Source organism: Bradyrhizobium sp. YR681 (genome assembly GCF_000282615.1).
Lineage (GTDB): Bacteria > Pseudomonadota > Alphaproteobacteria > Rhizobiales > Xanthobacteraceae > Bradyrhizobium.
Map to the genome: position 1 here is coordinate 106,539 of NZ_AKIY01000019.1, position 8,475 is coordinate 115,013.

At 65.1% G+C, this 8,475-nt stretch carries 8 protein-coding genes; 2 read left to right on the forward strand and 6 right to left on the reverse strand.

Going from position 1 to position 8,475, the window contains the following annotated elements:
• Positions 1-34: 34 nt before the first annotated feature.
• From PMI42_RS03340 to PMI42_RS03365, 6 genes are all read right to left on the reverse strand, one after another.
• Positions 35-1,039, reverse strand: coding sequence for a 4-hydroxythreonine-4-phosphate dehydrogenase PdxA (locus tag PMI42_RS03340; RefSeq protein ID WP_008130589.1), 1,005 nt, complete (start codon positions 1,037-1,039; stop codon positions 35-37).
• Positions 1,036-2,571 carry a tripartite tricarboxylate transporter permease gene (locus PMI42_RS03345; RefSeq protein ID WP_008130590.1) on the reverse strand — a complete coding sequence of 512 codons (1,536 nt, stop codon included), beginning with the start codon at positions 2,569-2,571 and terminating at the stop codon, positions 1,036-1,038. Before PMI42_RS03345 ends, PMI42_RS03340 begins: the two co-directional genes overlap by 4 nt.
• Positions 2,572-2,582: 11 nt before the next feature.
• Complete coding sequence (locus PMI42_RS03350; RefSeq protein ID WP_008130591.1) at positions 2,583-3,065, reverse strand: tripartite tricarboxylate transporter TctB family protein; 483 nt, start codon at positions 3,063-3,065, stop codon at positions 2,583-2,585.
• Between the two features lie 207 nt (positions 3,066-3,272).
• The gene (locus PMI42_RS03355; RefSeq protein WP_008130592.1) at positions 3,273-4,265 is read right to left on the reverse strand and encodes a Bug family tripartite tricarboxylate transporter substrate binding protein; all 993 of its coding nucleotides are present in this window, start codon (positions 4,263-4,265) and stop codon (positions 3,273-3,275) included.
• A gap of 49 nt (positions 4,266-4,314) precedes the next feature.
• Entirely contained in the window at positions 4,315-5,568 is a 1,254-nt protein-coding gene (locus PMI42_RS03360) for a CaiB/BaiF CoA transferase family protein (RefSeq protein WP_008130593.1), read from the reverse strand.
• Between the two features lie 8 nt (positions 5,569-5,576).
• On the reverse strand, positions 5,577-6,371 hold the full coding sequence (locus PMI42_RS03365) for an enoyl-CoA hydratase/isomerase family protein (protein WP_008130595.1): 795 nt from the start codon (positions 6,369-6,371) through the stop codon (positions 5,577-5,579).
• 119 nt (positions 6,372-6,490) lie between these two features.
• Here PMI42_RS03365 and PMI42_RS03370 point away from each other — a divergent pair, with 119 nt between their 5' ends.
• Together PMI42_RS03370 and PMI42_RS03375 are read left to right on the forward strand one after the other, a co-directional pair.
• On the forward strand, positions 6,491-7,156 hold the full coding sequence (locus PMI42_RS03370; RefSeq protein ID WP_008130597.1) for a GntR family transcriptional regulator: 666 nt from the start codon (positions 6,491-6,493) through the stop codon (positions 7,154-7,156).
• A gap of 250 nt (positions 7,157-7,406) precedes the next feature.
• Positions 7,407-8,378 carry an MBL fold metallo-hydrolase gene (locus PMI42_RS03375; protein ID WP_008130599.1) on the forward strand — a complete coding sequence of 324 codons (972 nt, stop codon included), beginning with the start codon at positions 7,407-7,409 and terminating at the stop codon, positions 8,376-8,378.
• The last annotated feature ends 97 nt before the right edge of the window (positions 8,379-8,475 follow it).

Genomic DNA, 8,475 nt, shown 5'->3' on the forward strand with positions numbered 1-8,475 from the left:
TCCCGCACCAGCCGACGAGTCGGCCCTCGCGAAATCACCCCGCGCGGCGCACCGCCATCTCCGCCGCGAGCAGCAACGCGGCACGGCTGGCGCCGATCGATGCGATCCCCTGGCCCGCGATGTCGTAGGCGGTGCCGTGGGCGGGCGTGCAGATCGGGAACGGGAAGCCGCCGAGCAAGGTGACGCCGCGGTCGAAGCCCATCAGCTTCATCGCGATCTGGCCCTGGTCGTGATACATCGTCAGCACCGCATCGAAGGCGCCGGCCTTGGCGCGCAGGAACACGGTGTCAGCCGGGAACGGCCCCTCGGCCGCAATGCCCTCGCCCTGCCCGGCTGCGACCACGGGCGCGATCATGTCGATCTCTTCGCGGCCGAAATTGCCGCCGTCGCCAGCATGCGGATTGAGACCGGCAACCGCAATGCGCGGCCGCGCAAAGCCGGCATTGCGCATGCAGGCATCGGTCAGCTTCAGCGCACGGTGGATGCGGTCACCGGACAGTCTTGCCGCGACATCCTTCAGCGGAATATGCGAGGTGACCCGCGCGTTCCAGAGCCGGTCGAGCACGTTGAATTCACTGGCCGGCGTCTTGAGGCCGACGACCTCCGCCGAGAATGCGATCTCGTCGTCATACGCGGCGCGGGCAAGCCGCATCGCCTGCTTGTTGAACGGCGTGAAGCAGACGGCGTCGACGCGGCCGTCACGGCCGAGCTCGAGCGCGTGCCGATAATTGGCCAGCGCGAATTTTCCGCCGGCAAGGGTCGCGGTCTGCGGCTCGACGTCTTTGGGATCGAGGTGCCGCAGATCGACAAACAGCGCATCGCCTGTCGCCGATCGGAGGTCGGTCCCCTGCTCCACCACGGCCAGCTCCGGCCTGACGCCCGCGATACGCGCGCCGTCGTCGAAGATGCGGCGGTCGCCGATCACGGCGATCCGGCAGCGCGCGCGGATGTCGTCCTGCACAACGAGCTTGGCCGTCAGCTCCGGGCTGATGCCGGCGGGATCTCCCATCGCCAGTGCAATGAGCGGCTTTGCGGTCATATGATCACCTTCTCTGGATCTGTCTCATTGGCGGACGGGGCGGGCTTGCGCCGAAGACGTGCAAGCTGCAGCACGAGCGGAAGCAGCAGCAACGCGATGCCGCCCACGATCAGGCACGTCACCAGCTTGTTGGCGAAGAAGATGCCGAGCGATCCCTTCGACATCAGCATCGACTGCCGGAACGCATCCTCGGCCTTATCGCCGATCACGATCGCGAGCACGAGTGGCGCCAGCGGATAGAACAGCTTCTTGAAGAGATAGCCGACGATTCCGAAGCCGAGCATCATCACCACGTCGAGATAGGAGTTCGACACCGAATAGGCGCCGACGACGCAGATGATCACGATCAGCGGTGCGATGATCACGAACGGAATCCGCATCAGGGCGGCGAAGACCGGAACCGTCAGCAGCACCAGCACGACGGCGACGATGTTGCCGACATACATCGAGGCGATCAGGCCCCAGACGAAATCCTTGCTGTCGACGAACAGCATCGGCCCGGGATTGAGGCCCCAGATCATCAGGCCGCCCATCATGACGGCTGCGGTGGCCGAGCCGGGAATGCCGAGCGAGAGCATCGGCAACAATGCGCTGGTGCCGGCAGCATGATCGGCCGTCTCCGGCGAGATGATGCCCTCGACCTCGCCGGTGCCGAAATATCGCCCGCGGCGCGAGAAGCGACGGGCGATGCCGTAGCTCATGAAGGAGGCCGCGGTCGGGCCGCCCGGCGTGATCCCCATCCAGCATCCGATCGCGGCGCTGCGCAGCAGCGCAACGCTGTGGCGCGGCAGGCGGCCGATCGCGCGAAACACCTCGCGCCATTCGATCTTCGAGGAGACGGCGCGGGCGTGAAACTCCTCCTCGACCGCGACCAGCAGCTCACCGATCCCGAACAGGCCCATCACCGCGACGACGAAATTCACGCCCTTGACCAGTTCGTCGATGCCCATGGTGAGGCGGACGCTGCCGGACACCGTGTCGATGCCGATCGCCGCGATCGCAAAGCCGATGGCCAGCGCCACGACCGTCTTGATCGGCGCCGCGCCGCCCATGCCGACGAAGCTCGCGAAGGCCAGGAAATAGACCGCGAAATATTCCGGCGGCCCGAAGGCAAGCGCGACCTGCGCCACCCAGGATGCAAGGAAGGTGATCAGGATGACGCCGATCAGCGCGCCGAAAGCGGCCGAGCCGAAGGCGGTGGCGAGCGCCGTCGTCGGCCGGCCGTCGCGCGCCATCGGATAGCCGTCGAAGGTGGTGGCAACGGAGGACGGCTCGCCCGGAATGTTGAACAGGATCGACGTCACTGAGCCGCCGAACAATGCACCCCAATACATGCTGGAGAGCAGGATGATCGCCGAGACCGGCTGCATGCCGAAGGTCAGCGGCAGCAGCAGCGACACGCCATTGGGCGCACCCAGCCCCGGCAGCACGCCGACGAGGATGCCGAGCAGCACGCCGACCACCATCAGCGCCAGATGCGGCACGGTGATCGCGATGGTGAAGCCGTGCAGGAGCTCTCCGAGATTGTCCATCGGCCCTGCCCTCAGAAGCCGAATGCGGCAGCGAGCGCGCCATGCGGCAGGCTGACCTGGAACATGCGCTCGAACACCACGTAGAGCGCGAGCGCCGTGGCCGCCGCCATGGCGAGCGCGCGCGGCACGGATTGATGCCGGGGGAGCGCCAGCACGGCGAAGACATAAAGCGCCGAGGCGAGATACATGCCGAGCAGCGGGATCGCCGCCACGAAGATCGCAGCCGGCACGAACAGGCCAGCCAGCCGGCGCAGCTCGATCGATGTAATCGCAATGGGCACGTTTGCCAGCGTCGCAGCCGGCACGACGCCCCGCACCAGATTGTAGAGGCTGCCGAGCACGATGATGATGCCCGTCAGGAACGGGAACGTGCCGGAATCGACACCAGCGCTCGACCAGCCGATGCCGTTGTCGAGGCTCTGAACCACAACCGCGACACCAAAACTGCCCGTGAGGATGGCGGTCGCAAGTTCAAGGGCGCGGCGTGAGATCATGGCGCGGGACCTCTCAAAGCTGGGCTATCACATATGACTGCCGGGCGCCTGCCGACCGAGTTCGGCCCGCATGGTTCGAGACGCCCGCTTCGGCGGGCTCCTCACCATGAAGGTTTGATCTCTCGCCGCAAAGCGCGACCTCATCCTGAGGGCCCGCCGCAGGCGGGCGTCTCGAAGGATGGCCGCAGGCGACCTGCCCGCCATGCCTCACTTGATCAGCCAGCCCTGCTCGCTGGCAACCTGCCTGAGGTGCTCGATATCCTCCTTGATGAACTTGTCGAACTCGGCGCCGGTCAGGAACGTGTCAACCTGGGAGGTCTTCTCGATGTAGTCCTTCCATTCCGGCGTCGCCTGCACCTTCTTCATGAGATCGACATAGAACGCGGCCTGATCCGGCGTGACCTTACCGGGCAGCCACACGGTGCGCGGCTGCTCATATTGCTTGATATCGAGGCCCTGCTCGACGCAGGTCGGCACGTCGCTCCAGCCTTCGCTCGCGGTGACTTTTGCGCCCTGCGGTAGCCGCTTTGGACTGAAAACACAGAGCGGGCGCTGCGTGCCGCCACGCCATTGCCCGATGCTCTCGCTGGGATTGTTGACGTGAGAGTCGAGGTGCCCGCCGGCAAGCTGCACCGCAGTCTCGGCGCCACTCTTGAAGGGAATGTAGGTCAGCTTCACCTGACCGACTTTCTCGATCATGCGGGTCAGAACTTCGTCCGTGTCCTTGGACTGCGCCCCGCCCATCTTGAAATCACCCGTGGCGGCGCCTTTGAGATAGTCGCCTGCGGTCTTGTAGGGCGAGTCCTGCTTGACCCAGAGCAGGAATTCATCCTGCGCCATGGCGGCGATCGGGGTCAGATCGGTGTAGTTGAAGGCGACCTTGGAGACGAGCGGCTGCTGCCAGGCATTCGAGGTGCCGAAGATCACCTTGTAGGGATCACCCGACGACGCCTTGCCGTAGACATAGCCTTCAGCGCCGCTGCCGCCGGCCTTGTTGACGACGACGATGGGCTGCTCCGTCAGCTTGTACTTGGTGATGATGTTCTGCACGGCGCGAGCGAGGTTGTCGGTACCACCGCCCGGCCCGGCCGTGGCCACGAATTCGATCGGCTTTTGCGGTTGCCATGCCGCGAGCGCCGGCACGGTGCCGGCAAGCATGGCCGCAGCGGCGGACAGCAGAAGCTTTGACGTCCCACCCATGATTTCCTCCAGCTCTTTGTGTTTTGTTTTTTGTTCTATCGACGTCTGGTCAGGCGACGCGTTCCTCGCGCCTCCCTGAGCCCAAGACGATTGCGCCTTCTTTTGCGAGCGCTTCGATCTGCTTCTGGTCGAACCCATGCTCGGCCAGTACCTCGCTTGTATGCTCACCATAGACCGGTGCGCCCGTGCGCACTTTGCCTGGGGTCTCCGAAAACTTCACGGGAAGCCCGATGGTCTTGACGGGGCCGAGCGTGGAGTGGTCGACCTCGACGACCATCTCGCGCGCCAGCGTCTGGGGATCGCTGAGCGCCTCCAGCATGTCGTGCACGGGTCCGCAGGGCACGCCCTTCTCGTCCAGCGCCGCGAGCCAATGCGCCCGCGATCTGGTGCGGAAACGCTCGCTCAGAACCGCTTCGAGCGCCTTCAGGTTGGCCATACGGTCGGCCCCGTTGACGAAGCGCGGATCGGCGGCGAGTTCGCGCGCGCCGAGAGCCTCCAGCATCAACAGCCAGTGCTTCTTGTTGGCGCCGCCGACGACGAGCCAGCCGTCCGAGGCTTCGAACGCCTGATACGGCGCGTTGAGCGGATGGGCCGAGCCCATCGCGCGCGGCGCGGTGCCCGCGGCCAGTGCGATCGTGGATTGCCAGTAGGTCTGCACCAGGGCGGCTTCATAGAGCGAGGTCTCGACCCACTGCCCTTCGCCGGTCTTGAGGCGGTGGGTATAGGCGGCCAGGATGCCCATGCTCGCGAGCAGGCCCGCGGTGATGTCGGACAGCGGCGGGCCGCATTTCACGGGCGGGCCATCGGGACGTTCGCCGGTAAAGCTCATGATGCCGCTCATGGCCTGCGCGACGAGGTCAAATCCCCGGCGGTGCTTGTATGGGCCGGTGCGGCCAAACCCCGACAGCGAGCAGTAGATCAGCGCTGGATGCTGCTTGTGCAGCTCCTCGTAACCGAAGCCGAGTCGCTCCATGGCGCCCGGCGCAAAGTTCTCGACCAGCACGTCGGCGGTCGCGATCAGCCGCCGCAGCACCTGCTTGCCGCCTTCGGTCTTGAGGTCCAGCACGATGCCGCGCTTGTTGCGGTTCATCATCAGGAAGGAGGCTGCCTCGTCGCCGATCTTCGGCGGCACCGAATGGCGGGTGTCGTCGCCGTTCGGCGACTTCTCGATCTTGATGACGTCGGCGCCCATGTCGGCGAGCATCAACGTGCAGGTCGGCCCGGCCATGACATGGGTGAGATCGACGACCTTGAGGCCGGCGAGCGGTCCCTGATGGCGGGAGGAAGATTGCGAGCTTTGCATCGGGCGTCCTATTGGCCGCGCCATTGCGGCGCGCGCTTGTTGAGGAAAGCATCGAGCCCTTCGCGAAAATCCTGGCTCGTGTAGCACATCAGGATGAGGTCCTCGCCCTCGTCCCGCGTCAGCCGCCGCTGCAATCGGGCGACCGCCTGTTTGGTCGCGGTCAGCGTCAGCGGCGCGTGGCTGGCGAGCAGCCGGGCGACCTCGTCCGCGCGCTTGTCCAGTGCCGGGATGTCCTCGACGACCTCGCCGAGCAGCCCGACGCTCGCCGCTTCCGCGGCCTCGACGAGGCGCGCGGTGAAGATCAAGTCCTTGACGCGCGCAGCGCCGATCAGTGCGGTGAGACGGCTGACGTTGGACATCGACAGGCAATTGCCGAGGGTGCGAGCGATCGGAAATCCGATCTTCGTGCTTTTCGTTCCAATGCGCAGGTCGCAGGCCGCGGCAATGCCCGCCCCGCCCCCGGTGCAGAACCCGTTGATCGCGGCGATGGTCGGCACGCGGCACTGCTCGAGCGTGGTCAGCACCCGATCGATCCGGTTCTCGTAGTCGATCGCGTCCTGCGGCGTCTTGAACTCGCGGAACTGGTTGATGTCGGTGCCCGAGGCAAAAGCCTTGTCACCGGCGCCACGCAGCACCAGCACCTTGATCGAGGGATCGCCATTGGCTTGTTCGCAGATCGCCGCCAGGCGCTCGTACATGGCAAAAGTGAAGGCGTTGCGCGCCTGCGGACGGTTGAAGGTGATCCGCCCGATGCCGTCCTTGCATTCAAAAACGAGGTCTTCCGCCTCCGCAGCCAGGTCCATTTCCTCATGTCCTCTTGTTTTTTACATTTTTGAATGCAAAATTTACAATTATCAAGCTGGAACTTCCGAATATCAGCCGATAACTTCAATTTTGCATTCAAACCGGAGCGCTGGGTCCCATGCTTCACGAGGAGGTCGTCGGCCGCATCCGCGTCATCCTGCTCGACGGCGAAATCCCGCCCGGCGCGCGGATTCCGGAGCGCGAGCTGTGCGAAAGGCTCGAAATCTCGCGCACGCCGCTGCGCGAGGCGCTCAAGGTGCTCGCCGCCGAAGGGCTGGTGCAGCTCCTGCCCCATCGCGGCTCGCGCGCTGCGAAACTGACCGACAAGGACGTCCGCGACCTGTTCGAGATCTGCCAGGGGCTCGAGGCGCTGGCCGGCGAGCTCGCCTGCGAGCGCATCACCGACGCCGGGATCGGCGAGATCGCCGCCGCGCATGAGGAGATGGTGCGGCATTATCGCGAGGGCGATTTGATCCAGTACTATCGCGGCAACCGCGCCATTCACGAAGCCATCGTCGCCGCGGCCGACAATCCCGCACTGGCCGGGCTCTACGCCTCCGTGACCGCGCGTATCCGCCGCGCGCGCTACGTCACGCCGATGACGCCGCAGCGCTGGGCCTTCGCCGTGAAGGAGCACGAAGCGATCCTGAACGCGCTGCAGCGGCACGACGGCGCCGGCCTTTCGCACATCCTGCGTGCGCATCTCCGCCACAAGCGCGAAGAGGTGTTGCAGGCCGGCTTTGCCGAGACCGAAGCCAACGAGCTGACGCTGCGGATCGCGTGAGGTTGCAACGGGCCGCTCAGCCCGAAGTTCGCGCCATGGAATACGCAGAGGCGTGACGCAACTCTGCGGCGCATCTTCAGAGAACACAATCGTGACACAATCATTGATTGTCTTCGGTGCAGCCCGCGATCATCCCCAAACCAATTCCACTTGCGAGCTTATCTGAACCGGCGCAGCATCTCGGTGCCGGCCGCAGGCCGAACGTCACGCACGAACAATCGTGCGGATCAAAACAAAATGGAGGAAACGAATGACACTCGATGTCTCGCGTCGATCCCTGCTCGCACTCGGGGCCGGCCTTGGCGCCAGCGCCATGCTCGGCGGCAGTGCGCTGGCACGCGCGCCGAAGCTCGGCACCCAGACTCCCTATTGGCACCGCTTCGTTCTCGGCGATGCCGAGGTGACCGTCGTCTCCGACGGGCCGCTGCCCCTCGGCGATCCCTCCGGGACGTTCCTCGGCGTTCCCAAGGAGGAGGTGAAGAAGATGCTCGCCGACAATTTCCTGTCGCCGGCCAATGTCGTGCTCGAGCAGAACTCGCCGATCGTGAATACCGGCGACAAGCTCATTCTGTTCGATACCGGCATGGGCAGCTCCAAGATGTTCGGCGCCACCACGGGCCGGCAACAGAAGAGCATGACCGAGGCCGGCATCAAGCCGGGCGATATCGATGCGGTGGTCTGCTCGCACGCCCATATCGACCATATCGGCGGCATCGTGGACGACGGCGGCAAGCCGCTGTTTCCGAACGCGCAGATCTACATCTCCCAGACCGATTTCGACTTCTGGACCGACGAAGGCAAGCTCGGCAGCCCGGCCAAGGACTTCGTGGTGCACGCCCGCAAGAACCTGCTGCCGGTCCGCGACCGCATCGTCTTCTACAAGGACGGCCAGGAATTTTTGCCCGGCGTTCAGGCCATCTCTGCGCCCGGCCACACCGTCGGCCATACCATCTTCATGGTCTCCTCGGCCGGCAAGTCCTTCGCCTTCCTCGGCGACCTCTCGCACCATTCCGTGCTGCTGCTGGAGCGGCCGCGGATGGAATTCTCCTACGACACCGATCCGAAGCAGGCGGCGGAGTCACGCGTCAAGCTGCTGACGATGCTTGCGGCGAACAAAGTCCCCGTGATGTCGTATCACTTTGCCTGGCCCGGCTACGGCCATGTCGCCAAGGCCGGCGACGGCTTCCACTATTATCCTGTACCGATGCAGATGACGTTGTAGATCGGTCAGGTCAGCTCCGGGGAGCAGACGCGCTGCCCGGAGCTGTGACGCGCACTATTCCGCGGGCTCCACGGCCGCGCGAGACGTTGAGGCGGCG

Excerpts from the sequence above, each read along its gene's own strand:
- PMI42_RS03370 (WP_008130597.1), top strand. The coding sequence starts at position 6,491 with ATGCTTCACGAGGAGGTCGTCGGCCGCATCCGCGTCATCCTGCTCGAC.
- PMI42_RS03360 (WP_008130593.1), bottom strand. The coding sequence starts at position 5,568 with ATGCAAAGCTCGCAATCTTCCTCCCGCCATCAGGGACCGCTCGCCGGC.
- PMI42_RS03350 (WP_008130591.1), bottom strand. The coding sequence starts at position 3,065 with ATGATCTCACGCCGCGCCCTTGAACTTGCGACCGCCATCCTCACGGGC.
- PMI42_RS03365 (WP_008130595.1), bottom strand. The coding sequence starts at position 6,371 with ATGGACCTGGCTGCGGAGGCGGAAGACCTCGTTTTTGAATGCAAGGAC.
- PMI42_RS03345 (WP_008130590.1), bottom strand. The coding sequence starts at position 2,571 with ATGGACAATCTCGGAGAGCTCCTGCACGGCTTCACCATCGCGATCACC.
- PMI42_RS03355 (WP_008130592.1), bottom strand. The coding sequence starts at position 4,265 with ATGGGTGGGACGTCAAAGCTTCTGCTGTCCGCCGCTGCGGCCATGCTT.
- PMI42_RS03340 (WP_008130589.1), bottom strand. The coding sequence starts at position 1,039 with ATGACCGCAAAGCCGCTCATTGCACTGGCGATGGGAGATCCCGCCGGC.
- PMI42_RS03375 (WP_008130599.1), top strand. The coding sequence starts at position 7,407 with ATGACACTCGATGTCTCGCGTCGATCCCTGCTCGCACTCGGGGCCGGC.